Source organism: Amycolatopsis sp. NPDC039088 (assembly GCF_055598845.1).
Genome location: NZ_JBVKAE010000041.1, coordinates 15,621 through 39,506, shown reverse-complemented (window position 1 = coordinate 39,506; position 23,886 = coordinate 15,621). Strand labels below are relative to the sequence as shown.

At 69.9% G+C, this 23,886-nt stretch carries 13 protein-coding genes; 6 read left to right on the top strand and 7 right to left on the bottom strand.

Annotated features, from left to right (window positions below; translation table 11 throughout):
- Nucleotides 1–29: 29 nt before the first annotated feature.
- Entirely contained in the window at nucleotides 30–731 is a 702-nt protein-coding gene (locus tag ACZ7KI_RS36430; RefSeq protein ID WP_005158149.1) for an IclR family transcriptional regulator, read from the top strand.
- A 96-nt stretch (nucleotides 732–827) separates the two neighbouring features.
- On the opposite strand, the gene ACZ7KI_RS36425 is transcribed toward ACZ7KI_RS36430, so the two are convergent.
- On the bottom strand, nucleotides 828–1,220 hold the full coding sequence (locus tag ACZ7KI_RS36425) for a hypothetical protein (RefSeq protein WP_470277560.1): 393 nt from the start codon (nucleotides 1,218–1,220) through the stop codon (nucleotides 828–830).
- A 62-nt stretch (nucleotides 1,221–1,282) separates the two neighbouring features.
- Complete coding sequence (locus ACZ7KI_RS36420) at nucleotides 1,283–2,263, bottom strand: helix-turn-helix transcriptional regulator (protein ID WP_470277559.1); 981 nt, start codon at nucleotides 2,261–2,263, stop codon at nucleotides 1,283–1,285.
- Between the two features lie 64 nt (nucleotides 2,264–2,327).
- Between ACZ7KI_RS36420 and ACZ7KI_RS36415 the strand changes: the two genes are divergently transcribed.
- On the top strand, nucleotides 2,328–2,777 hold the full coding sequence (locus ACZ7KI_RS36415; protein ID WP_470277558.1) for a hypothetical protein: 450 nt from the start codon (nucleotides 2,328–2,330) through the stop codon (nucleotides 2,775–2,777).
- 51 nt (nucleotides 2,778–2,828) lie between these two features.
- Here the strand turns inward: ACZ7KI_RS36415 and ACZ7KI_RS36410 are convergent, their stop codons facing one another.
- Genes ACZ7KI_RS36410 through ACZ7KI_RS36400 form a run of 3 tightly spaced genes read right to left on the bottom strand, consistent with a single transcriptional unit; the run spans nucleotide 2,829 to nucleotide 5,803 of the window.
- Nucleotides 2,829–3,491, bottom strand: a complete 663-nt coding sequence (locus tag ACZ7KI_RS36410; protein WP_470223017.1) for a winged helix-turn-helix domain-containing protein — start codon at nucleotides 3,489–3,491, stop codon at nucleotides 2,829–2,831.
- 9 nt (nucleotides 3,492–3,500) lie between these two features.
- A complete protein-coding gene (locus ACZ7KI_RS36405; RefSeq protein ID WP_470277557.1) occupies nucleotides 3,501–5,150 on the bottom strand; it encodes a right-handed parallel beta-helix repeat-containing protein in 1,650 nt (549 codons plus the stop codon).
- Entirely contained in the window at nucleotides 5,150–5,803 is a 654-nt protein-coding gene (locus tag ACZ7KI_RS36400) for a helix-turn-helix transcriptional regulator (protein ID WP_470277556.1), read from the bottom strand. The genes ACZ7KI_RS36405 and ACZ7KI_RS36400 overlap by 1 nt, the downstream gene beginning before the upstream one ends.
- 178 nt (nucleotides 5,804–5,981) lie before the next feature.
- Between ACZ7KI_RS36400 and ACZ7KI_RS36395 the strand changes: the two genes are divergently transcribed.
- Genes ACZ7KI_RS36395 through ACZ7KI_RS36380 form a run of 4 tightly spaced genes read left to right on the top strand, consistent with a single transcriptional unit; the run spans nucleotide 5,982 to nucleotide 9,166 of the window.
- Nucleotides 5,982–6,647 carry a response regulator transcription factor gene (locus ACZ7KI_RS36395; protein WP_470277555.1) on the top strand — a complete coding sequence of 222 codons (666 nt, stop codon included), beginning with the start codon at nucleotides 5,982–5,984 and terminating at the stop codon, nucleotides 6,645–6,647.
- A complete protein-coding gene (locus ACZ7KI_RS36390) occupies nucleotides 6,644–7,897 on the top strand; it encodes a sensor histidine kinase (RefSeq protein ID WP_470277554.1) in 1,254 nt (417 codons plus the stop codon). The genes ACZ7KI_RS36395 and ACZ7KI_RS36390 overlap by 4 nt, the downstream gene beginning before the upstream one ends.
- Before the next feature lie 10 nt (nucleotides 7,898–7,907).
- Complete coding sequence (locus ACZ7KI_RS36385) at nucleotides 7,908–8,264, top strand: hypothetical protein (protein ID WP_470277553.1); 357 nt, start codon at nucleotides 7,908–7,910, stop codon at nucleotides 8,262–8,264.
- Nucleotides 8,249–9,166 (top strand): DUF6177 family protein, encoded by a 918-nt coding sequence (locus ACZ7KI_RS36380; RefSeq protein WP_470277552.1) that lies wholly within the window; start codon nucleotides 8,249–8,251, stop codon nucleotides 9,164–9,166. Before ACZ7KI_RS36385 ends, ACZ7KI_RS36380 begins: the two co-directional genes overlap by 16 nt.
- Before the next feature lie 57 nt (nucleotides 9,167–9,223).
- On the opposite strand, the gene ACZ7KI_RS36375 is transcribed toward ACZ7KI_RS36380, so the two are convergent.
- Nucleotides 9,224–11,413, bottom strand: coding sequence for an ADP-ribosylglycohydrolase family protein (locus ACZ7KI_RS36375; protein WP_470277551.1), 2,190 nt, complete (start codon nucleotides 11,411–11,413; stop codon nucleotides 9,224–9,226).
- Between the two features lie 5 nt (nucleotides 11,414–11,418).
- Nucleotides 11,419–23,886, bottom strand: coding sequence for a toxin glutamine deamidase domain-containing protein (locus ACZ7KI_RS36370; protein ID WP_470277550.1), 12,468 nt, complete (start codon nucleotides 23,884–23,886; stop codon nucleotides 11,419–11,421).

Genomic DNA, 23,886 nt, shown 5'->3' with positions numbered 1-23,886 from the left:
CTCAAACTTCGGGAAGATAGTATCGGCTTGTGGGACAGCATAGCGGTATCGGAGTACTCGACAAGGCCGTGGCCGTGCTTCAGGCCGTGGCCGAAGATCCTTGTGGCCTGGCGGAACTGTGCACGCGGACCGGTTTGCCGCGCGCGACGGCGCATCGGCTCGCGGTCGGCCTCGAGGTGCATCGTCTGTTGCGCCGCGGCCCCGACGGGCGGTGGCGGCCGGGTACCGCGCTCGCGGAACTGGCCGGCGGTTCGACCGACCCGCTGCTCGACGCGGCGAGTTCGGTGCTGCCGAAATTGCGCGACATCACCGGGGAAAGCGTTCAGCTCTACCGCCGGGACGGCGTCCAGCGCGTCTGTGTCTCGACAGCGGAGCCGCCCAGCGGTCTCCGTGACACCGTGCCGATCGGCTCACGGCTGCCGATGACCGCGGGCTCCGGCGCGAAGGTCCTCGCCGCGTGGTCGGATCCGCATACGCAGCGGACGATCCTTTCCGAGGCGGTCTACGGCGAACGCACACTGCTCGAGGTCCGCCGACGCGGCTGGGCCCAGAGCGTGGCGGAGCGGGAACCGGGTGTGGCGAGTGTCTCGGCGCCGGTCCGGGATTCGACGGGCACCGTGGTCGCCGCGGTGTCGGTTTCCGGGCCCATCGAACGGATAGGGCGTAAACCGGGGGCACGCTGGGCAGCGGACCTGCTCGCCGCCGCGGACGCGCTGCAGGAGCGCCTCTGACCCCTCGAACCACGTGAAGAGGCCCCCTTACCTCGGCCCTGGTTTCGAATGACCAGCCGAGAGAAGGGGGCCTTCACGCGAAGTACGACCGTCCTATCAGAACTCGTCGGCCTTGGTCAGCTCGTGTTCGAAGGTGTCGGCACGCGCGACGAGGGACTTCAGCGGGTGTTCGAACTCGTTGACCAGGTTCAGGTCGACCAGCGGAATCGTGTGCTTGAGCAGTGCGACGCCGTCCACCACGGCCGCGCCGCCGACCGAATCGCCGCCGGCCAGTTCGAGCAGGCGCCGCAGGTCGATCTTGTCCGCCCAGCCGACCGGAGACGAGATCTCCACCCACTCCGCGCCGTCGTGGTCGGGCAAGTGATGCAAGGACACCTGCTGGCCGCGGCCGTCGCCGGTGTCGACCCGGAACCGGAGCCAGCCGTCCCGCTCTTCGAGCACCTCGTACCGCGCCCGGACGAAATTGATCACGCCTGCCCAGATGGACACCCTCGTCACCTCTCGGTTTCGCCGCCTCGTGCGCTGTCGAGCATGGCACATCCGAGGCGGGTTCAGCTCGTGGGATACAGCGCCGACATCGCCCGGATGGTCTCGGCCAGGTGGGTGACCAGGCAGGCGGGTTCCAGCGCCTGCGCGTCGAGGCCGAGTTTGAGCAACCCCGCGGCGGCGTGGGGCACGCTTTCCATCGGAATGGTGGCACGGCACCAGCCATCCTCGTCCGCCGCGGTGAGCGTGCGCCGAGCGAGACGCGCGGCCCTCGGGCCGAGGATGTCGGGCAAGGCAGCGATCCCCTGTGGCGACAGCCGGACGAGGGCGGTCGCGGTCTCCTCGGCCTCTTCGTAGGTTTCGACGTGTGCCCGCCAGAACGCGGAGAGTTCGAAGCCGTCGGGCCGCTCGGCCTTCTCCGGCAACGTCCGCAGCCGCTGGATGGAGGAGACCTTGTACGTACGCGGCTGATTCCGCCGAGTGGCGATGAGATACCAGACACCCGCCTTGAGCACGAGGCCCAACGGATGCAGCCGCCGCGTGACCACCTCCGGCCGCGGCGACCAACGGCGATACCGGACTTCCACGACCTGGTCCCGCCACAGCGCTTCCGCGACGGCGGTCAGATGCGGGACGGGATCCGCTTGCCGGTACCAGCCGGGCGCGTCGAGATGGAACCGCTGCCGGATGCGCGTCGAAGCGTCCCGGTACGGAGTGGGCAACGCGGCCGTCAGCTTGAGCTCGGCGGCGGCGACCTGGGCGCCGAGCCCCAGTTCCGCGGCGGGCTCCGGCATCCCGGTGAGGAACAGCGATTCCGCTTCACCGGCGGTGAGCCCGGTCAGGTGGGTGCGGTATCCCTCCATCAGCTGGTAACCGCCGGAAGGCCCTGGCTCGGCGTAGATCGGCACACCCGCGGCGGAAAGTGCCTCGACGTCACGGTAGACGGTGCGCGAAGTCACGCCGAGTTCCCTGGCCAGCTTGGCCGCGCTCATCCGCCCCCGGTTCTGCAACAGGAGCAACAGGGACACCAGCCGGTCGGCACGCACGGCCCGGAGTCTGTCAGCGACCACTGACAGAAGATGTCAGTGGTGGCGCCGCAGGATCACTCCCATGAACGATTTCGACTTCTTCACCGGCACTTGGCACGTCGTCAACCGGCGCCTCACGACGCTGTTCGAGGGCAGCGACGATTGGCAGGAGTTCCCCGGCACTTCCGTCTCCCGTCCGATCTTCGGGGGCGGCGGCAACATCGATGAGATCGATTTCCCGACGCTGGGCAGCAGCGGCCTCACCCTTCGCCTGTTCGACGTCGAGCGGAAGGAGTGGTCGCTTTACTGGGCGAGCAGCCGGACGGGCTTGCTCGCTCCGCCGGTGGTGGGCACCTTCATCGGCGGACGGGGCGACTTCTACGGTGACGACAGCCACGAGGGGATGCCGATCAAAGCGCATTTCATCTGGTCGCGGATCACCGAATCGTCGGCGCGGTGGGAACAGGAGTTCTCGGCGGACGGCGGGCGGACCTGGGAATCCAACTGGGTGATGGAGTTCAGCCGCGCCTGAGGTGGCAGGTGGGTCGTGAGTGTTTTGGGTCGTTCCAGCGACCCGAAACACTCACGAGGGCGCCAAGCGGTAACCCGAGCCCCGCACGGTGTGGATCAGCGGCGGATCCTTGAGTTTCCGCCGCAGCCGCGCGATGACGACGTCCAGCACGTTCGACGCCGGATCCGCCATCTCGTCCCACGCGTACCGGATCAGCTCCTGGCGCGAAACCGGTCGCCCGGTCGCCGCCAGCAGCCGTTCCATGACCAGATACTCCTTGCGGGTCACGGTGAGCAGCACGCCCGCGCGCGAGATCTGGTGCCTGCCGGTGTCGAGCTCGACGTCGGCGCAGCGCAGCACCACCGCCTGCCCGGCCATGTCGCGGCGGCACAGGCTGCGGACCCTGGCGATCAGTTCCGGCATCGCGAACGGCTTGACCAGGTAGTCGCCGCCGCCGACACGCAGTCCGTCGATCCGGTCGGCGACGCTGTCGCGCGCGGTCAGGAACAGCACCGGCATCGGCCAGCCCGCGCCGCGCCGGTTTCGCACGTACGCCAGCGCGTCGCCCGAAGGCAGCATCCGGTCGAACACCGCGCAGTCGTAGGCGTTCACCATCAGCGCCTCGTCCGCGCCGGGCAGGTCGGCGGCGGTGTCCACCGCGAACCCGTCGCCGCGCAGGGCGAATTCCAGCGCCACCCGCAAATTCTCGTCGTCCTCGGTCACCAGCACCCGCACACCCGAACGTTAGCGTGCGGTGGCCGCCAACACGTCGGCCACGTGCAGTCCGCGCAGTTCCTCGACGGCGGGCATCCGGCCCAGTAGGCGCAATCGTTGCGATTGCGCCTTGCGCACCTTCTCGAACAACCGCCGCGCGTCCCGCGCGTTGCCGAAGTTGACGTCCCCGGCGATGAGCCGGAAGTGCTCGGTCAGCACCGGAGCGGTGCCCGGATCGAGTACGTAGTCCCCCGACGACGCCATCCGCCCGAAAATGGCGAGCAGTTCGTCGGGACTGTAGTTCTCGAACTCGATGGTCTTGCCGAACCGGGACGCGAGGCCGGGGTTGGCGGCGAGGAAGTCGACCATCTCATCGGTGTACCCGGCCACGATCACCGCCACCTCGTCACGATGCTCCTCCATCAACGGCACCAGGGTGTCGATCGCCTCCTGGCCGAAGTCGCCACCGGAACCGGCGAGCCGCGACAGCGTGTACGCCTCGTCGATGAACAGGACGCCGCCCTTGGCCTCCTCGAACACGCTCCCGGTCTTCTCCGCGGTATGCCCGATGTACTGCCCGACGAGATCGCGGCGGGACACCTCGCGGAACTGGCCGTCCGGCAGAACTCCCAGCGCCTTCAGCAGTTTTCCGTAGATCCGGGCGACCGTCGTCTTCCCGGTGCCGGGAGCCCCCGCGAAGATGAGGTGGTGGCCGGTGGCTCCGATCGGCAGCCCGGCCCGGCGGCGCCATTCGTTGACCTGCAACTCGTCGACCAGTGCGCGGACCTCTTCCTTCACCCCGGGAAGGCCGATCATCGCGTCGAGTTCGGCGAGGATCTCGTCCAGTGCGCTGTCGCCGACCGCGCCCGGAGCCGCGGCCTCGGAGAGCTGCGGCGTCGCCCCCTCGGCGATCGAGATCCCCGGTTCCGCGGTGTTGGCGACCCGGCACGCGGAGATCTCGCCACCACAGCCGGAAGCGAACGCGATCCCGGAGCCACGGGTGTCGGTGACCGTGCACCGCTCGATCACCGGCGCGCCGTGGTGCGCCACGGCGATGCCCTCGTAACCGGTGTGCGAGATCACGCAGCCTTCGATGACCGGCCGTGCGTACTGGTAGACGTAAAAGCCGCGCAGTCCGCAGCCGGTCACCGTGCACCCGGTCACGACCGGGTCGGCGCCCTGCCCGAGGGTGATCCCGTCTCCCAGCACGTCTTCGACGGTGGTGTCTTCGATCCTCCCGGGCGCCCCGTCGACGAGGATCCCCTGCTCCGCGCCCGAAATCACGCTACCGGTCACGGTGAACGCCGTCGTGCCGCGGATCGCCATCGCCGGCCCGCGACCGCCGGAGACGCTGCAACGCTGGACGGTCAGTTCGGTGGCTTCGGTCTCGATCGCGGACGCGCCGCCTGCCAGGATTTCGATCCCTTTCAGGGCAAGCGATCCACCGGTGGCGCGGAAAACGGGCCGGTCGGCGCCCCTGCCGTCGACGACGACGGTCGCGCCGTCGGCCGCGGCCAGGGTCACCCGCAGACCGTTCAGTTCGACGGTCTCGGCGTATTCACCGCTCGCGATGGTGACGACGGCGCCGTCGGAGGCGTCCGACAAGGCGTCGCCGATGGTCGGATACGCGCCGGGTCGTGGTGCCACCAGCAGGACGCGGCCTGGGGTCGAAGTGGTCATCAGCCCGCCTTGGCCATCAGCCAGCCGCGGTCGACGGCCTTGGCGCCCGCTTGGAAGCGGCTCCGGGCGCCGAGCCGGTTCATGATGTCGGCGACCATCCGGCGCACCGTGCGCACCGAGACACCGAGCCGCGCGGCGGCGGATTCGTCGGTCGTGCCGGAGAAGAGCAGGGTCAGCAACTCCTGCTCGCGGCAGGTCAGCATCGAAGCGTCCTCGGGTTCCGCGAGGTCCAGCGGGACGAGCGGGGCGGCGGCCTGCCAGATCCGCTCGAACAGGCCGACCGTCGCGGTGACCACGCCGGGCAGCCGGAACACCGCGGCACCGGTCTGCCTGCCGTCGGCGGGGAGGACGACCGAGGTCCGGTCGATCACCAGCGCGTCCATCGGGACCTCGGCGTCGGTCCGCACCTCGGCCCCGGCCCTCGAGACCCGGTTGAGCGCGCCGGACATCCGCGCGGCGTCGGGGAAGAGCACCTTGTACCGCACTCCGGGGCGCACGTTCGCGAGCGCGATCCGCTGGAACGTGGAGTCCGTTCCCGCGCTCATGATGAGTACTTCGCTCCTCGCGGCCGCGAGGAGCTCGGCCAGTCCAGCCCGGTCACGAGCCGGTTCCGATCCCACGACCAGGCTGAGCCCGCCGGTCTGAACGCCCATGGCGCTGTCCCTCCCTTTGCCCCGCGCGGTACCGCCGACCACGTCCTGTTCATGCCAGTTCCCGCCGTCCGGACGGCCAGGGATGCCCGACGCGTTAGCGTTCAGGGGCAACACGGCCGGCGCGGCGGGTCGGTGAAACTGCATGCGTCTACTTTCGCTGTCCGAACATGAGGTTTTGATGACACGGGTGATGGTCGTCGAAGACGACGAGAATCTGCGGCTCGCGCTGGTCACGCAGCTGCGCGCGGCCGGCTTCGCCGTCGACGACGCGGCCGACATCGCGACCGCGGACAGGTTGCTGCGCGGAACGCACCACGACTGCGTGGTGTTCGACCGGATGCTGCCGGACGGCGACGCGATCGAATACGTCCACATGCGACGGCAGCTGGGCTGGCGAGCGCCGGTGCTGTTCCTCACCGCCCGTGACGCGCTCGCCGACCGGGTGGCGGGCTTCGAGCACGGCGGTGACGACTACCTCGTGAAGCCGTTCGTGATGGCCGAACTGACCGAGCGGGTGACCAATCTGTGTCACCGCTCCGCGTTCGACCGGCCCTCGGTGCTGCAGTACGAAGACCTGGTGATGGACTGCGCGCGGCGTGAGGTGCGCCGGGCGGGCGTGCTGCTCACCTTGACCAACAAGGAGTACGCGGTGCTCGAATACCTGCTGACCAGGGCGGGGCTGCCGGTGCAGCGGGCGGATCTGATCGAGCACTGCTGGGACGCGCAGGCCGATCCGATGTCCAATGTGGTCGACGTCGTGGTGAAGCGGTTGCGCCGCAAACTGAAGGAGCCCGAACTGATCCACGCCGTCCGGGGACTCGGCTACCGGCTGGGCGCCCGATGAACACGCACTCCTCGGCCGATCGGCTGCGCAGGCTGCGCTGGCTGCTGACCGCGTTGTTCACCGTGATGAACACGCTGGGGCTGGTCGTCTTCGCGTGGCTGCTCATCGCCGAGGACGGCGATCAGGGCGAGGAACGGATCGACGCCACGCTGATCCAGGTCACGTCTTCGGTCAGCAGGCTGGTCGCCTATGACGGCACCGTGGGCTTCGACCTGGTCAACACCGACGTGCTGAACGATCGCTGCCCGCAGTTCGCGATCCTGCCCGGCGGCGCGCCCGCGTTCCAGCCGCACCTTTCGCGCGCGACCTGCGTCCCGATGACTCCGCAGTTGTTGAACGGTCTCGCCGCCGAATCGGTGCGGACCGGCAGACTGGTGCAGGGCCATCAAAAGGCGACCGACGGCCAAGTGGTCAAGGTGCGCGCGGAACCGTTGCGGGACAAGAACGGCAAGACGTTCGCCGCCGTCGTGGCGGTGCAGTCCACGGCGGCCGAAGACGACGCCCACACCCAGTTCACGCTGCTGGTGATCGGCGGCACCGTGCTGCTGATCGCGGTACTCGGTTTCGCGGGCCACCTGCTGTCCGGCCGCTCGATCCGGCCGGCGGCCGCGGCCTTGCAGCAGCAGGAGGTCCTGCTCGCCGAAACCGCGCACGACCTCCGCACCCCGGTCGCCGCCCTGCGCGCCCTCGCCGAAACCGCGATGGTCAACCCGGCCCAGTCGGCCGAACTCCTGCCGCGAACCGTCCGTCTCGCCGCGAGAATGGGTGGCATCATCGACGACCTCCTCGTCCGCGCCCGGCTCGCCGCGGGCGTGGAACAGCTGAGCATCCAGCCGATCTGGCTCGACCAGCTGGTGGTGGGCGTGGTCGAGGACAACGCGACCGACAACGCCGAAGTCACCGTCACCGCCGCGCCCACGAAGGTCAACGCCGACCCCGCGCTGCTGCAACGGGCGATCGGCAACCTCCTCGACAACGCCGTGCGCTACGGCCGCCAACCGGGCGCGAAGGCGTTCGTGCACCTGACCGTGGCCGGCGGCACCGTGACCGTCGCGGACCACGGCCCTGGCATCGACACCACCATGGCGGACGACGCCTTCGACCGGTTCGCCAGCACCGGCGGGTCTTCCGGGCTCGGGCTGTCCATCGTGCGGTGGGTCGCGCAGGCACACGGCGGCACGCTCGCGGTGTACAACGCCGACGAGGGCGGCGCGATCTTCGAACTGAGGCTCCCGGTCAGCACGAACTGAGGCGAGGAACGTGACCTTCGACATCATCGGCCTGTGCCGTGAGGAACCCGGCCCCGACACCGTCCTTCCTGCCTTGGCGGCGGCGGGTGAGGAGCTGCGGGCCGACTTGCGGGACGAGCCGCCGCTCATCCGGCTTCTCCATCCAGACGGGAGGCTCCTGGTCACCGTCGAGGACGTCCATCTGGTCCGTGTCGAAGGCGAAGCACAGCGGGTGCTCGGTATCGGCGACGAGGTCGAAGTGCCGCATCCGGTGTGGTGGGTGGAAGTCCATGCCCCAGAGGGCGATCCCGAAGCGGAGGCCGCCGCCAGGACGTTCACCACGGCGCTGGTCGCCGGGACCGGAGGGTTGTCATGGTCGAACCGCTGAGGGAAGCGCTGGTCTTCGAGCAATTCCGTACCGTGGTCGCCGCCTCCCCCAGGTTGATCGACGCCGCTTGGACAGCCGTCGAGTCCGGGCGGACGCTCCAGGTGGTCACCGCCGAAGACAGCGGAATCACCTATCCGCTCGAAAAGCTGCTCTCGGAGATCGGGAGCGAGTGGGTGGTGCGCGACGGCCGAGGGCGGCATCGCGAGGGCATCAGCGGAATCCCGCTCACCTGGAACGGTGGCCGGTTCGTGCGCGAGGCGGGCGCGTCACCTTCGCCTCCCGACACCACGGTGGGTTCGGGAGAAGTGGAGATACAGATCACCGCCCTGCACCCGGCAGGCCGGCCGCTCCGGCTCGGCGAGATCGTCCAGGCGGTCGTGTCGGTGCTCACCGGTGCCGAGCCGACCGGCTGGGGTGTCGCCGAGCCGGCGACCGAACCCTGGTCGGCGGCCGAGCTCGCCGCGTTCTGCCGGGACCACGCGCCCGAACCGAACGGGCTTGTCGTCGTCGGCCAGGGGATCTCGGGGCGTCTGCGGGTGTCCACAGTGGATGGCGGCCTGCTCGAAGAGATCGAGCTCGCCGGACCGTCCGCCGGAACGGTACGGCAGGAGGCCATCGAGACGCTGGCCGTGGCACTCGCCCCTCTCGTGCGGCGGATGCTGGTCGCCGCACACCCCGGCAGGCGAGGCGGCCTACGGTCGAGCACACCGACGCTGCCCGCCATTCCCTACGGCATCCTCATCGGACACGAGACTGTCGGCGCGAAGGAGCCCCTTCCGGACGCCGAGGTGAAGATGCTCGGCATCGAAGGCCGCGAGGCCGCCTGGTTCCGGCTCGACTCCGGCCGCCGGTCCCCGTTCGAGGAACTCGACGAGATCCTTCGCCACTTCGCCGTCTCGTGAGCGGCTGGTCGTTCCAGGGGCGTGACCGGGGCATCGGATCGCGGATCAGGACATGGCCTAGTTGCGTGGGTACCGCCGGGCCCATTCCGCGGCGTAGCGCTGGTCCCTCGACGGCGGCTGCGCCGAGAAGTGCCAGAACGCGTCACCGGCGACGGTTTCCACCAAGTCGGCCGCCGCGAGCCGGTCGAGCCATCCGGGCGGCAAGCCGGGGATCCCGACCCGCGCGCCGACCACCGCGCCGGCGATCGCGCCCGTGATCGCGCTGCGGCCAGAATGGTCGACCGCGGCCTGCATCGCCCACTGAGGGTCGAAGAACCGTCGCGTCACCGCGATCATGGCCCGGCCCAACGCGTCGACGGCGGTGTCACCCCTGCCGACCCTGTCCAGCTCTTCGGAATCGGTGCGGACCAGTTCCTTTCGCGCACGCACAGCGTTGGCGAGGACGTCCGTCACCGGGCCGGGTGCGGGCCCGCGCCGGACGATCTCCTGGAGCAGGGTGTGCGGCGGCGATGGTTCCTCACGCCGGAACAACCGGCCGAACAGCGCGGCGACCACCCCTGCCGTTTCGGCGGTGGGGCCGTCGGCGCCGCCGCCCGCCGCCAGCAGGCGGCCCACCCGTGCCGCGGTGTCCACATCGGATTCCGGGCCGCCACCACAGAGCGCCGCGGCCAATCCCGGTACGAGATAGGCGACGTCGTCCGCGGTCGCGGGCGCGGCCTCGCCGGGCACACACAGTTCCGGGACGTGGGAGAGCCAGCCGTCGCGTTCTCCCCGCTGGGCGTCCTGCCAGCGCTGCACGGACAGCGCGCCCAGCGCCATCAGCCCGCCGGCGGCCGCGCCGCCGAACGGGGCGGGCAGCCCTCGCATCAAGCCCTCGGTGTGGAACAGCAACTGCCGGGTCAGCGGGCCGATCTTCCCGGTGGGTTCGAGGATCCCGGCCTCGCCGTACCGCGCGCGGATCTCCGGAAGGCTCAGTGCGTCCACGGCCGAACCCAGCGACTCCCCGAGCGCGAACCCGGCGAAGGCGCCGACGACGCGGTGCCAGGCGAAATCCGTGCCGTCGGCGTCCTGCCGGAAGAACTTGCCGGAAGTCGCCGCATGTGGCCGGAGCCGGCCCGCCGCGTCGTATCCCGCGGTAAGGCCGTTGGCCCGCAACTCGGACGGCCACCGCTGACCGGAGACGTCGTCGTCCGGCGAGTCGACACCGGTGGGTGCCACCCGGTTGCGCTGCTCCCAGGCTCGGCCGCGGACGAACCGCACACAGTCCTCAGTGGACAATTCGAATCCGGCGGACCTCGCCTTGGCCGCCGCTTCCGGAAGCCCGGAGACGGGTTCGGCGAGGCCGAGTTCCGCCCGGATCCCGTCCGCCGCTTTCGCCACCTCCACCGAATATTCGGGCGAAACCTCCACAGCCCGAACGGCCGTCCGGAAGTTCGGCCACTGCTCGCGGGTCCTCGCGAGTTCACCGGCGGTGACGACGTCCGACGGGAAGGCGCCCGGATTGATCGCCAGCCCGGTTCCGGGGAACTCCGCGGCGAGGGACAGCACGTCCGCTCGCACCCATTTCGTGGTGCCGGGCGGCAGCCGCCTGCGAGAGCTGAACACCGTCAGCATGCGCTTGTTCTCTTGCCACAGCGCGGGAAGCGGGTCCTCATTCCGGTGGTCGACGGGATAGTAGAGCTCTGCGGACAGCAGGCCGACCAGGTAGCGCGCCCGGTCGAACCGCCCCGTCTCCAGGCAACCGAGCAGATGCTCCGCGGTGGTGTCCATGGCCGGATGACCGAGCCGTTCGGGCCCGAGCCGGTAGTCCGGGTTGACCCGGATCTCCCCGCCGTCAGGGCCTCGCTTGCGCCAGGCCATGATCGCGCTTGCCGGGACACCAAGGTGCGCCACCCCGCTCCGCGCGAACTCCGGTTCCAGGATCTCCTCCCAGGCGTCATGACCGGTGACAGCCACCGCGACACTCGGCCCGGTGCCGTCGGGACCGGGGTCCGGATGGCGAAGGCTCCCGTCCTCACGCACGATCAACGCGGGTTTGGGGACGAGCGCCGCGAGCCGTTCACCGCCATCCAGCGCGCGAACCGCGTCATAGGGCACGAACCAGCCCTCCGGGATTCGGAGCAGATTCTCGTGGTCGACCCGCACCGCGTGCTTCCCAACGGTCAGGTCGACCGGATTCCCCGCCCTCAGCCACTGTTCGACCTTGGCGATCGCTTCGGAAGCCCGCACGATCAGTCCTCCCGCCATGTCCCTCACTTGAACTCCCTCACCAGTTTCCACTCGTGGTCCCAGATGCGGGCAGGCCAGGTCTGCCCGGCGATCCGGCCCAGCCGCTGGATCTCTTCAAGCCGTTCCCGCGCGCCCTCGGCCGCCTCGTCACCGATTCCGGTCGCGAGGAGCATCCGGACCAGCCAAGCCGGGTCGATCGCCCGGATCGCCGCGAGCACCTGGTCGTCGAACGGCTCATCGAACCAGGCGGCCACGAAACCGGACCTGATCCCGACCAGCGGATCGACGTAGTCCGGAAAGGACTGGCCGTTGTCGATCACGATCGCTTCCCCGTCCGGACCGGTCAGGCAGTCGCTCGGGCTTCTGTCCATGCTGGCCGCGACGTAGTCCAGGAAGGCGATCAGCTGTTGCTGCTCACGCGGATAGGCGGACACCTCCAGCGCCGGACCGGCGTCCCCTCGCCACACCTGGCTGGAACCGGGTCCCAGCGGACCGTCGATACAGGCGGTCGGCGGGACGGCGTCCGAGCCGACGACCCGCGCGAGCCGGTACATGGCGTTCTCACGGAATCCCTGTCCCGCCACGGGAAGGTGCGATCCCAGCGCGCGCGTCTCTCCCGAAGCCGGTTTGTAGATCGTCCGCGGATGGTCGGCGTAGGTCAGGTGGTAGGTGGCGTTGGCGCTCTGGCGACCATCGCCGAACTCCACACAGCCGAGCGGTTCGGCCGCCGCCATCGCGGTCTCGGCCGCGTCCCCGAACGTTTCCGGTCCCGGCGGCGGCGGCGAGGGCAGGCCACGCTTCGTCGCCTCGTCGAACAATTCGGACCTGCTCCGCAGGAGCACCACCTCCAGGGCCTCCTCGGCACGCGTCAACGGGCGCGTCCGTTCTTCGGCCCTGCCGATGAGCGTGCCGACTGTTTCGTCGAGCACGCGCGCGGTCTCCGCGACCTCCTCGATCGCCTTGAGCCTCAGCTGGAGTTCCGCGAGGTGCCCGCTCGGCAGCCGCAGGACCAGCCGGAGATCGCGGTAGCCGTCGTGCCGCGGCCGGAAGAAGCGGTCTTCGAGGCCCACGATCTCCATGGATTCGCTGCCCAGCCGTTCCCGCACGACGTCCAAGGCCTGATAAACCCAAGACACCTTGTCGAACACGACGAACGCGGCGGCTGCCTCACCGTCACCGTGACCCGGGGTGCCACCGGCGGCTTCCGCCAGCCAATCGGCGAGCTCGTTCACCCGCTCCTGGTCCTCCGGCCGGAACTCGGCGACGGGGGGACTGTCCGGGATGCCGTCGACATTCTCGCGCGCGGCCCGGACGGCGGCCCACTGCGCGTCGGTCAGGTCGATCGGACCGGGAGGAGCCGCCAGCACGCTCTCGCGCAGGATCTCCTCCGCGCCACGCCGCGCCACCTCGGCGGTCGCCGCCGTGAAGATCGCGGCGTCTCCGCGCGGGGGCAGCTCCGCGTCGGTGAAGGTCAGCAAGCCGATTCCGGTCACCCGCTTCGGCAAGCGCATCAGCCAGCCGTTGTGCGGCTCCAGGAACACGACGCCGTTCTCGTCCCGGCTCACCAGCGCGACGTGGTCCCGGACCGAACCGCCCCGCTCGGTCGAGGTCACGTGGATGACGGCCAGCGCCCCGGCCGGCCGGTCTGTCATCGCGGCGATGACGCTGTCGTAACTCGTGCCGTGGCCGTGATCCCAGGTCCCGCCGAGCCGATCCGAGATGTACTCCAGGCTGGACATCTCCAGCAACCGGTCCAGCGGCACCGGCGGCGCCGTCACGTCCTCGCCGCGCAGGCGCCGCACGTAGTAGACGACGGCACGGGTGCAGTTGGTGAGGTAGCCCTCGTCGAGGGCGTCCGGCGAGTAGTAGTGCGGGTTGGTGCCGGGAAGCTGGGGATATTTCGAGAGCAGGTAGGAAACGGCGGCGGTCCAACGGCCGATCACGGTCTTCGCGTGCATCGCGGGCAGTGCGTTGCGCCGTGTGGTCCGGAACAACGCGGAGACCTCACGCGGCCCGGAACCCGCCCGATTCCCGCTGTCCCGGTAGGCGGCATGGCCCGGCTTCCGCGCATGGACGGCTTCCACCTCGGCCGGGCCGAGCCGCACTTCGTCGTCCTTGCCGTGATATCCGTTCCCCTCCGACGGGACCCCGGCAGCCTGAGGCTCCGGCAAATGGATATCTCCGCTCGGCTGCCGGGCGCCCGCCGTCGCACCGGCGGGAGGCAGCTCCACATCGGTGAAGGGCAACAGGGCCAGCGCGACCGGCTCTTTCGGCAGGCTCAGCAACCAGCCGTCCTGCGGGTCGAGGAAGACGATCCTGCCCGCGTCGTTGGTCACCAGCGCGACGTGCCGTTTCAGCCGTCCGTCCGCCAGGCGATATTCCATCGCCAGCGCGGCCATCGCGCCGGAAGGACGGCGCAGCATCGCGGCGATGACACTGTCGTAACTGGTGCCATGACCGTGCTCCCAGGTCCCGCCGAGCCGATCCGAGACGTACTCCAGTGTGCCCAGCGCGGCGGAATCCGCCGGACGCAGCGGTGGGGCTGTCACGTCCTCGCCGCGCAGCCTTCGCACGTAGTAGACGACGGCGCGCGTGCAGTTGGTCCGGTAGCCGTCCAGGTACGCGCCGGGCGCGTGGTAGTTCGGGTTCGTGAGGGGCAGTTCGGGGTGGTGCTCCCGGATGTACCGCGCGATGTCGTGGATCGCCGGAAGGCGGCGAGCCGGGCCGCCTGCTCGCGCGGACGAGCCCTGCCAGCCTCCGGGGCCCCCGATCGCGCTCCGCCGGACCTGCGGATAGCGGTACCGCAGATGCCTGATGGCCGCTTCTTCGGCCTGCTTCACCTCCGGATCGTCGCCAGGACGACGAGGAGCGTCCGGCGCCGGATCCGGTTCCTTCGGCCACTCGGGCGAGTACAGCCAGAGATACCAGTCGACGGCGTTGCTCAGGTCGGCGTTGGCTTCCCAGACCGGCAGGCCGTTCCCGGTCCGGTGATAGTCGGCGAGGTACGTGGCCGCTCGTTCGGCGAGGGCGACGAGTTCCACGATCGCCAGCCGCCGGTCACCGAGCGTCCGGTAGTCACCCCAATCCCGTCGCGGCCGGTTCAGGCCCAGTCGCGCCGCCTCCGCGCCGAGGGAATTCCGCAGGTCCCCCAGGGCGGCTTGGTATGCGCTCGCCCAGTTCCCGTACGGATACTTGTGCGGGTCGATCCTGATCGCGGTGAACTCCGGGGCGGCCGTCCCCACCGGTCCGGCCTGTCGCGTGACCGACCGGCCGGGCCGTTCCAGCTCGGCCATCACCGTCGCGGCGGAGAGGATCACCTGGGAGTCCACGAAAGCCGACGCGGCCATCTGCTCCGCGACGCGTTCGGCCGCCTTCCCCTTGTTGGTCTCGGCGATGTCCTTGTCGCTCAGTGCCAGTTCGTGTTTCCGGTGCCACCACTTGCGCCAGCCGATCACCGGGCCGTACAGGCCTGCCGTCAGCGCGGCCACCGCGAGTGATTGGGTGACTCCGAACGCCTCCACGAAACCGACGGTCACTCCGGTGCTGACGACCGAAACCCTCGAATAGGTCTTCACGAACTCGGCCCATGGCGCGAACGTCGGCCGGGTCTCGATCGCCGGAGCGCCCGGAACGACCGAGCGCACCGGTTCCGGCCGCGGTCGCCCGAGGAAGGGAAGCGCCTCGCGGAACCGCCGCAGCAGGCCGGGTCGCCGCGGGGCGATCATCTTTTCGACCTGCTCAAGCAACGCCATGCGCTCCGCGAACACGTCCGGCCTCATCAGCCGTCGGATGTCCCGCTCGTCGAAGAACTTTCTGTCCACTGTGTACCCGAGCTCGAGCTGGTCCAGTTTGTTCAGCTGCCAGATCGCGATCGGCAGCATGAGCAGGCTCTTCCCGGCTCCATAGGCGCCAAGCGCCTGGAACAGCGTCAGATGCTGGGACAGCAGCGCGGTGTTGTCGATCGTGCCCGACGCGGTGGGCCGCAGCCCTCGCCGCAGGATCTCGCTGACGTACTGGGAGAAGTCCGGCAGATTGGCCATGATGCCCAGTTCGGGCACGGACCGGCCGACGCCGTGCGGGTCGGGGACTTCGTCCGGCTCGGGCGGCCGCTCCAGGCCGAGCCGCTGCCCCATGGCCGCGTAGACGTCCGCCTCGGCCTTGTCCAGTCCCCTGGCCCGCTTGTCGATCTCCTTGAGTTCCACCCCTTTCTGGACGCGGGTGCGGGCGCGCTCGGCGAGGGGCAGGAAGACCGCGGCGCCGACCGCGTACACGGTGAGGCTGAGCCAAGAGGGCAGCCCGATTCCCGTGCCCGCCCAGATTTCGAAGGGCACGGCGGCCGCGGTGCCCGCGCCGAGCGCCGTCAACTGCGGGACGCTGAACCGTGCCCAGTGTTTGCGCAGGGGCTGGGCGAGGTCGGGCCGGGGACCCATCGCCTGTTTGCCCGCCGGGGCTTCGGGGCCTTCTTCCGGGGCCCAGCCCAGGACTTCCAGCAGTGCACGCACCCGCTCGGCGGGCGCCGCGACGGCGTCGATCTCGCGGGCCTTGGCGTCGTATTTCCGTACCTCCGCGACCTGCGCGTCCTTGTTGATCTCCCACTGACGGGCGAGGAAGCCGCCATAGACGGCGTTGACCAGGCCGAAAACGCCCCACGCGACGCCGCTGGCCGGTGAGCCCGAGGCCGCGAAGACCACCGCCGCGCTACCGGATGGCAGGAAACCGGTGATGAGGCCCGTGGCGACATGGGTCCGCGTCGCGAGGTAGCCGTCCGTGACCTTGGGCGGGAGGTGACGCTTGATCAGCGCGGTGACGGGTTCGCTCCCCAACGCGGCGAGGCGGTGCCCCTGGTAAGCCTGGTTCGGATCGAGGCCGAGTTTGCCGATCACATCCCGGATCTCCGTCCGGAGGCGGTATCGCCGCGGGAGGTTCCACTTCGCGCCGTCGAAGGCACGTCCGAGGATGACGAGCTGGGCCAGATAACCGCGGTCGGCGGCGGTCGGCCGCGGCAGGGCGTCCAGATCCCCGTCCGGGCTCAGGAATCTCGCGCTCGCGTCGGCGGTGGGTTCGTCCGTCAGGTTCGTGTACCCGGCGATGAGTCCGTGCACGGCCACGCGGAGGGCGACGTCGAGCGGCATCCGGGTCGACGCGGCGATCCTGATGGTGCCCAGCATCGGGCTGTGCTCCGGGTGGCGGTTCGGTACCGACCACTGGCCAGCCGCGTCCTCGAGGTCGGCGAGGTCGAGGACGACGCCGATCGTGCGTCCCCGCGGATCGGCGACCGTGATCGACCGGGGGTCCGAGCTGACGATCGTCATCCCGACGGCTTTCACCGCTTCGGGGAACGCGTGCCACAACGCCTGCTGGACCTTCTCGGGAGAGGTCTTTCCCTGCACCGGCTTGCCCGCCTCGATGGGGACAGGGCCGGCCGCGGCGGGAGCGGGAGCGGGCCGACCGGCCGGAAGTACGACCGGTGCGGCCGGTGGCAACGAGCCGATCGCCGCGGACAGCTGCCGGGCGAGGACGCCGATCAGCTCCGGATGTCCTCGCAGGTCCACGATCTGTTCGAGGATCCCGCCCTGGTGGGTGGTCAGGCCGGCGACCCGCTCGATCAGTTCGCCCGTGGCCGCGGCCGCACCGACGGCCGTGATCAATTCCGCGAAGGGGTGCTGCACGGTGGCCGGAAGCGCGTGCCAGACCGGAGCCCACTCCGGCGGGAGACCCGCCGGAGGAGCGACCTGTGCCAGCCAGTGGGCCAGTGCCTCCCCCGCCTTCTCGGGGAAACCGTTCTTTCGGGCCAGCAGCGTGGTGAAGTTCTTCAGCACGGGAAGTCCCGCCCTCGGTCCCACCTCCGCGGCGAGATCCGCGAGCGCACGACGGTCCTCCGGCCGCAGCGCCATCCAAAAACCCGTCAGCTCGGCGGGTAGTCCCGGCGGGAGGGGCGCTCCCCCGTGCCGGGGATGCGGTGCCTGCCGCTGGGGATGCCGTGGCCGCTTCCCCGGCTGCCACGGGGCACCGAAGTCGACAGCACCGTGCCCATCGATCATCGGGTCCGGCCACAGCAGGTCGCCCGGGCCCACGGACGGCCGTGGCGGAGGTGGCGGCATTTCGGGCTGGATCGCCGGCGAAGGTGGCTGGTACTTGGCCGCGAACGCGGCCGGATCGGCCTTGAACTCCTGGACGGCCGGGGTCTCGATCCGCGGGTGGAGCGGATCGGTGACGGCCCGCCGGATCCGGACGGCGTCGCTTTCGTGGCCGAAGCCGATCTCCCGCTGCTGCCCGAACAGCGCGGTCCGGCCGGCTTCACCGAGACGACCGGACTCGATGCCGATGACCCGGCCCATCCAGAAGGCGTCCCATTCGGCAGGCGGCACCCGCAACGAACGCGGAACGACGTCGACGCGCAGTTCCCGCGGCACGACCGAACTCTCGGCCCCGGCTCGCAACGCCTCGACCACCAGGAGTTCGCCGCTGCGCCCCTGGAATTCGTGCGATGCCTGGATGAGGGTCTCGAACCATTCCCCGGCGAGGCCGCGGTACAGGTTGACGGGCTTCGGCTCCTGCATTCCGTGGACCACGCACTCGTGCACCAGCGTGGTCACGAGCTCGCCAAGACCTGCCTCCGGGCGGATCAGGCTCACTCCCAGTTCGGGCAAGGCCACCGCTCGCCGCTTCAGCTGGCCGAAAAGCGTGTCCTCACCGATCTCGGCCAGGATTTCGTCCCGCCTCGGATGGCTCGCGATCGACCGGCTGGTCCAAGGCACCGCCGTTTCGGTGAGGCCGTGCGCGAAATCCACTCCATCCGGGCCGAACATCACTTCGAGCCAGTGGCGCGTGATCGCTCGTGTGACCACGTCGAACCGGCCGTTCCCGGTCACCGATGGCTGCAGGAAACGCATGCGGTGCGGATCGAGGAGATCGAATCCGGCGACCTCCACCCAGGCCGGCACCGCGGAATCCGCGTGCTCCCTGGCGTAGGCGCGCAGGGAATCGCCGAGGGCGCGCAAAGAATCCAGCACCGGCCGCACGTCCTGCGTGCGTTCCGCGCCGGCGATCGCGTCCCGCAGCTCAGCGGCCTGGGCGACGAAGCCTGCCCACGACGCCGTCCGCCGCTGGACCACCTCGGGCGAGAGCGTGCCCAGCGCCGCTTCCTGTTCCAGCAGTGCTGATACCTTCGGGGCGGCCTCTTCGAGCTGCCTCGGCAGCTCGTCCGGAGGATGCGAACCGGGCTTGTCACCGGCATCGAGGAAGACGGCGAAGTACTTTTTCGCGACGAGCGTCTTCTCGTCGATGGAGTACGCCCCGTCGCCGAGATCCCTCAGCAGCGGTTCGAGGTTCTCGGGCATGGTCTGCCGGACCCGGTCGAGGAGAGCGCCGAACTCGCGACGGAAGACCGGGAGTTCGGGCGCGTAGGCGTCCAGCGCCGCCAGGTATTCGCGTTCCGGGCCGGTCAGATCCCAGCCACGTCCGATCCCGAGCGCGACGTTGTCGAGATGGTTCTCCCGTGCCGCCGCGGACCACGCCGGCCGCTCGATGCCCTCACCCAGCAGATCGGCCAGCCTGCCCGCGTCGACACCGGCCGCCGTACCGGCTTCCTTGAGATAGGCGAACAATTCCGGGTTGTTCTCCCTGAACACCGCGAAGACATCGTCAGGGGCGACCGACGCCCCCGCCTCGTCGGCGAGTCGCTCGTACAGCCCGGCCATCCCGTCGGCCAGCGCGCGGAACTCGGCCAGCCATTCGGCTTCCGAGATCTCTTTCGGCGCCGGGGGCTCGTTCTCCGGTTCCGGCGCCATCGGCTCGCGGGGAGGAGCGGCGAGCAGCTTGCCCTTGAGTCGGGGATTCGGCGTCAGGAGGGTGAACGGCGAGTCCTTCCCCGGCGTTCGCGGCCCTTCCCAGTTCTGGCGATACAGCACGCCGGTGAACCGTCGTCCCGGCCCTTCCGTCAGCTGCCGGGCGATCTCCGTCAGGCCGGGCTGGTCGTTCCAGGCCGCCGCGCCGTTGATCACCAGGAAATCGCGTTTGCCGAAGGGCCGGTTCGCGAGATCTTCCCGTGCCCGCCGCAGCAGATCCTGATGAGCGGCGTCGGCCACCGTGACCCGCGCGAGGCTGCCGTCGGCGAGCCGGACGACGACCCACGGGAAACCGGTGGACCTGCCATGTGCGTCCAGGTCCGGGCGCACGACGTGGACGATCTCGGCGCCCACTAGCAGCGCGTCGGCGAGTTGCCCGGTGTCGAGCCTGCGTAGATCGCCCGCGAGCGCTCGCTCAGGCGAGTGCCGCTCGACGAACTGCCTCGCCCTCTCCGCCGCTTCCTCACTCAGGGCCTTGGCCAGTCCCGGGGAACGCATCGGGCGATCGGCGATCACCGTCGCCTTCTCCGGGAACGAATTCGTCGTGTGCGGCAAGGAGTCCAGCACCGAGTACGGAGCCGCCTCCGCTTCCCTGCCATGGAACTCGCGATGCTGGAAAACCGCTTCGAAACCGAGGGCCATCAGCTCTCGGGACAGCGACGTCGTTTCGGGATCCGTGCCCACCGGACGCCTGCCGTCGAGCACGGCGCTGTTCCGCACGCCGTCCGGGGCCGCGTCGAGCCAGGCCCTGGCCCGATCGACCGCTTCCTGGCGGGCCGCGGATCCCTCACGAAGGTCGCGCGCCGGGACGATCAGGATCCGCAAGCCGGTGAGCCCGGCCAGTCTGCCGGCGACTTCCACCATCCCGGTCGGCTCACCCCGCTCGTCCAGCACAGGTCGCGGTTCGCCCTTGATCTCCGCACCGGCGAGCCAGCCGGGATTCTCCAGGATGAGCTCGTACAAGGCGTCCAGCGCGAGGTCTTCCCCGCGTATCCGCTGAGCCCGGTAGGCGAGGATCTCGCGGAGCGCCGCCCGTTCGCCGTCGCTGAGCGGGTTGTTCACCGGGTCGGCCAGATACGCCGCGAACCGCTGGAGAGCTTCGATCTCCTGCCGAGTCCGCTCCTCGGCGTCGGCGAATCCCCAGGGACCCAGCGAAATCGGCATACTCTGGCGCGCGAGAATCCCGCCGCCGCCACGTTCCGGTCGTGCCGTCCTCGGTTTCTCCGGCCGCGTGCCGGTCAGCTCGGCCAGCCGCTCGCCGAGCCATTCGCGCTCTTCATACTCCTCCAGGAACTTCAGCTTTTGGATCAGATCGGCGTTGCGGGAGATCATCCGTCGCGGCTCGCCGGGCCGGGGGTGCAGGATGAGCCGGTCGACGATCTCGTCGAGAACGCGGTGCAGCACCTGCGCGGCGTTCCAGCCGAGTCCGGCGGCCAGGTTCCGCAGCGCCTCGCGCTCCGCGTCGGTCAGTTGTTCCAGTACTTCGGGCGGGACTTCGGCGAGGGGATCGGCTTCCGGGTCGACGCCGCCTTCGTCTATACCAGGCCAGGCGGGGATTTCCGGCGTGAGCGGGCCCGGCCGGTCGATCCGGAGCGGGAACTCTTCGGGCCACCCGGGCACCGACGGCCGCGGAAGACCCGGTGCGACGGGATCCCCGGGCCGAGCGGGTGCCTGCGGCAACGCGGGGGGATCATGCTCCGGCCGGGCGGGAAGCTCGATCGGCGTCGGCTTTTCGGGTTGCGGCGGCCGGTGGAGAGGAAGATCGGGAGCAGGCGGCTTCCCCGGTGCGGGACCGGGAAAGTCGCCAGGCGGCACGTGCGTCGCTGGGGAATCCAGCGGACGGACAAGCCGGTGATCCAGATGCTTCGGCTGGGGGAACTCCGCGGGCCGCACCGCCGGGAACCCGTCGGGAGGGCGGGGTACGACGTCGGGTTGCCGCACCGAGGGAAACGCCGCGGGAGGACGCGTCCGCGCGGCCTCGCGCGGAGTCACTGTCTCGTCGGCGGCGCGTGACAGCGGCCCCGCGGCCGGACCGTCAGCCCCGCGAGCGGGCTGCCGAGACGGGGCATCCGGCTCCGGGGTGATCCGACCCGGCGGGCGTGGAGGCGGTGAAACCGGTGGCTCAGCGGGAAGACGGGCCGAATCCCCTTGCGGTAATCGCTCCTCTTTCCAGAATTTCAGTTCTTCCGGCTTGGGCCGGGCAAGGTCCACCGCGTCTTCCGGCTTCGCGGCGTGCTCCCTGACACCCATGGGCTCGGCTTCGCGAAGCCCGGCGACAGGCCCGTGAGGCAACGGCTTGGGCGTCACGGTGGCCGATCCCGTGCGATCCACGGCGCCCCGCGCGGGCGAGCCTTCGAGCAGGCCGACCGACGACGGACTCGACGCGGCCGCCGACGCACCGGTGCCGTCAGTCGGTCGCGGTGCCGGTTCTATCGGCTTGCCACCGCTGGGCCCCACGCCGTCGCCGGGGCCGTCTTCCCCGTGACGCTTGGCGTACTCCTCCGGCATGTGCTTCTTCGCGAACTCGTCGATCGGCGTTTCGAACCGCTCGCGCCGTTCTCGGAGAGCCGGCTCGTCGTCCTTGACGCGATCGGCGGGACCGCCGTCCTCTCCGTCACGCTCGCCACGCGCGCCGTCCCGGTCGCCGACGGCGCCGTCTTTCGAGCCGTGGCCTGCCTCTTCGGCGACCGGATTCCAGCGATCGACCGGCCCGTCTTCCCCGTGCTTCCCGGCGCGGGTCTCCCCTGGCTGTCCGGTTCCGCGGTCGCGGAGTCCATCCAGGACCTTCGCGGGCGCCGGTCCCTCACGCCCGAGGTTCCTCAGGTCGTTCCGGGCCATGTTCGCCGCGTCATGCCCGATCGCGCCGTCGCGGACATCTTCCTTCGTGACGGAGTCGCGAGACAACTTCGACTGCGGAGGGTCGATGTCCGCCTTGCGGATCGAGTCGATGATCTCCATGCGGATGCCGTGGCCGAGGTTGGGCGAAACGTGCCCCGTCGCCCGCCAGAAGGCGAATTCCTCCCGCACCCTCGGCGGGTAGCCGGACTGAGCGGACTCCTGCCACGCCTTGTCGAACAGGCCGGTTTGCCCGGGGCCGAGCTGATCGCGGAGGCCATGCGGTGGTGCGTCCACGTTCGGCTGCGCGTGCCCGTCCTGGCCTTCGAGGCCGTCACGGGACGGGGAGGCGTCGGCGCCACGGTGGGGCTCCGGCGGCGCCTTCGGCTCGGCCGCGGGCGGCTGGCGATCCGCTTGCTGTACGGGATCCGGTCCACCGTGCCGATTCGGGGAGGCACCGTGGTGATCGGCAGGCGTTCCACCGTGCGACGGAGTGTGCGTGGCTTCGGAGGTCCGCACGAGATCGTGGGGAGAAGGGACGAAGTCGCCGCCGGAACGCTTGTGCGCGTCGAGGAAGTTCTTCTCGACGCCCTGCCGGAGCGACTCCTTTTCGTGCGGCGTGGGGAGCGATGGCTCTCCGTCGCGCGGTGGCCCCTGCTTCGGTGGTTCGGGGCCGGCACCCGGTGCCGTCGGCTCGACCGGCCGTGCGGGAGGCGTGGCGTCGTTGCCGTGGGGCACCTTGGGCGCGGCTTCTTCGCCCCGGTGGAAATTGCGGATGCCGTCGACGACGTGAGCGGCCTTGCCCAAGCCGTACTTGGCCGCACCCGTGAGATTCGCCTTGCTGACGATTTCCCCGACCTTGTGGAGCCCCTTCGGGAATCCGGTGAGGTCGGCCGCTTTGGCACCTTTTCCCAGTGCGCGCGCACCGCGGGCGATACCCGCCCCGGCGCCGCGGGTGCCGATCAGGCCGATGATGTTACCGGTGATGTAGCCGGCGACATGCCATCCGTCCTTTCCCCAGGCACCGTAGTCGACGAAGTTCTTGCCGAATTCCACGAGCGTGTCACCGAGCACGCCCTTGAACAGCTTGTCGTCGAGGAATCCGCCCAGCTCCGGGTCCAGGCCGTACAAGAGCGCGCCGCCGACCAGCATGCCCAGGTTTCCCCAGGACTTCTCGATGTTGTAGAGCGACCAGCCGCCCTCGCCGAATCCGGCGAGCCCGATGAACGCCTGGAACTGCACCACGGCCGAATCCCAAAGGCCACCCCAGAATCCGTCGTGCGGTGTCGGATCCGGCTCCTTGGGGTTCCGCATGTTCGCCGCGGTTTTGCTGATCATGTCCTTGATGTCCTTGGCCACCCCTTCCGCCAGCTTCCGCCGGTAGTAGCCCCGCACCCCCGGAAGATTGCAGCCCAGCGCGATGTAGATCAGGTGGTTGCGGTCGTAGGTTTCGTGGATCGTGTCCTTGACGTCGACCAGGAGGTTCGCGTACGACTCGTACGCACCACCGATGGAGTCCAGACCGACGGCTATCTGGTGGATGCCGTTCTCGCCGTTGTTGTTGTTCTGGACGAGGTCGCGCATGCTCGCGCCGCCCCTGTCCCGCCACGCGGTGCTGTGCAGGCGGGTCACGATGTCGTTCGTGCTCGTCACGGCTTGCTGCACATGCCGTCCGGCGTCCTTGAACCCGACGGCCTTCTCGTGCGCGTGGACGGCGCTGTCCGGGGGGTAGTAGTCGTCGACGGTCCCGCCGCCTTCCGACAGGATCAGGTTCCAGAAATCACCCGACGGCGGGGCTTTGTCCTCCAT

What these genes read in the sequence shown, in the direction of transcription:
- ACZ7KI_RS36415 (WP_470277558.1), top strand. Translation starts at nt 2,328, where the DNA reads ATGAACGATTTCGACTTCTTCACCGGCACTTGGCACGTCGTCAACCGG.
- ACZ7KI_RS36405 (WP_470277557.1), bottom strand. Translation starts at nt 5,150, where the DNA reads ATGACCACTTCGACCCCAGGCCGCGTCCTGCTGGTGGCACCACGACCC.
- ACZ7KI_RS36400 (WP_470277556.1), bottom strand. Translation starts at nt 5,803, where the DNA reads ATGGGCGTTCAGACCGGCGGGCTCAGCCTGGTCGTGGGATCGGAACCG.
- ACZ7KI_RS36395 (WP_470277555.1), top strand. Translation starts at nt 5,982, where the DNA reads ATGACACGGGTGATGGTCGTCGAAGACGACGAGAATCTGCGGCTCGCG.
- ACZ7KI_RS36390 (WP_470277554.1), top strand. Translation starts at nt 6,644, where the DNA reads ATGAACACGCACTCCTCGGCCGATCGGCTGCGCAGGCTGCGCTGGCTG.
- ACZ7KI_RS36380 (WP_470277552.1), top strand. Translation starts at nt 8,249, where the DNA reads ATGGTCGAACCGCTGAGGGAAGCGCTGGTCTTCGAGCAATTCCGTACC.
- ACZ7KI_RS36375 (WP_470277551.1), bottom strand. Translation starts at nt 11,413, where the DNA reads ATGGCGGGAGGACTGATCGTGCGGGCTTCCGAAGCGATCGCCAAGGTC.
- ACZ7KI_RS36370 (WP_470277550.1), bottom strand. Translation starts at nt 23,886, where the DNA reads ATGGAGGACAAAGCCCCGCCGTCGGGTGATTTCTGGAACCTGATCCTG.